Here is a 992-nt window from a genome sequence, read left to right as displayed (position 1 = left end):
CGGCGCCGGACAGCGTCGCGGCCAGGTAGGCGCCGCTGAGCTGGGTGCGCGAGATCTCCAGATCGTGGATCAGCGGCTCGGTGAACACCGACAGCCCCGCCGTCTGCCCGGGACCGGTCAGCGCCAGGACGGCGGTGGCGCCGAACAGGATCCGCCACTGGGTCCGGCGGGTCGGTGCCGGTCGCCGGTGCGGGGCCGGACTGTGCGCCTCGGTCGCCTCGCTCAGAATCTCTCCCGCCCAGCCCACGCCGGACGCAGGCGGGGCCGACAGACACGAGAGGGATCATGCCGACCTACCGAATCCAGCCACTGGAGGGCGACCCGCAGACGGTGCAGGCGCTTCGCCTCCGCACCGATGACGAGCACGTCTACTTCGAGGATCGTGTGCAGGGTCACTGGCGGCCCGTCCTCGAACTCCACCTCGACGAGGTGGAACGGGTCCAGCGGCGTCTCAACGAGGACAACGGCTCCTGGATATGGGTGACCGAGCACGTGCGGCGCATGCCGCTGTGAACATCCGCGATCAATTCTTCTCTCACGACATGGTAGAACCAGACGGCTGTGCCGAAGCAGTGCCGACAGGAGGAGCCCCCGTGCCAATTGAGCCCGAGCTGATGATCGGATGAGCCGCCCGCATCCGGAACTCGGCCCGCCCCCGGCGCTGCCCCGCCGGGGGCTGCGGATCGTCGCGCTCGGCGGGCTGGGTGAGATCGGCCGGAACATGACGGTCTTCGAGTACGGCGGGAAGCTGCTGATCGTCGACTGCGGGGTGCTGTTCCCCGATCTCGATCAGCCGGGGGTCGACCTGATCCTGCCGGACTTCACCGCCATCAGGGACCGGCTGGACGACGTCGTCGGCGTGGTGCTCACGCACGGCCACGAGGACCACATCGGTGGCCTGCCCTACCTGCTGCGCGAGAGGCCCGACATCCCGCTCATCGGGTCGCGTCTCACCCTGGCGCTGATCGAGGCGAAACTGGTCGAACATCGCC

Annotated in this window: 2 protein-coding genes and 1 pseudogene; 2 read left to right on the top strand and 1 reads right to left on the bottom strand. The window is 69.1% G+C overall.

What is annotated here, in order from left to right; genetic code table 11:
* Nucleotides 1-247 (bottom strand): annotated as a pseudogene (locus E1289_RS37735) (hypothetical protein); the annotation flags it as partial.
* Between the two features lie 38 nt (nucleotides 248-285).
* Here E1289_RS37735 and E1289_RS37730 point away from each other — a divergent pair.
* Both E1289_RS37730 and E1289_RS37725 read left to right on the top strand, forming a co-directional pair.
* A complete protein-coding gene (locus E1289_RS37730) occupies nucleotides 286-513 on the top strand; it encodes a hypothetical protein (protein WP_131988984.1) in 228 nt (75 codons plus the stop codon).
* A gap of 109 nt (nucleotides 514-622) precedes the next feature.
* The coding region (locus E1289_RS37725) for an MBL fold metallo-hydrolase (protein ID WP_131984344.1) at nucleotides 623-992 on the top strand (370 nt) is incomplete at its 3' end.

Source organism: Actinomadura sp. 6K520, from assembly GCF_004349245.1.
In the GTDB taxonomy this organism is placed as follows: Bacteria; Actinomycetota; Actinomycetes; order Streptosporangiales; family Streptosporangiaceae; genus Spirillospora.
Note: the sequence above shows the minus strand (reverse complement) of the source record. Positions and strands in the feature narration are given on the sequence as shown.

Coding starts and splice junctions, on each gene's coding strand:
- E1289_RS37730 (WP_131988984.1), top strand. CDS start 286: ATGCCGACCTACCGAATCCAGCCACTGGAGGGCGACCCGCAGACGGTG.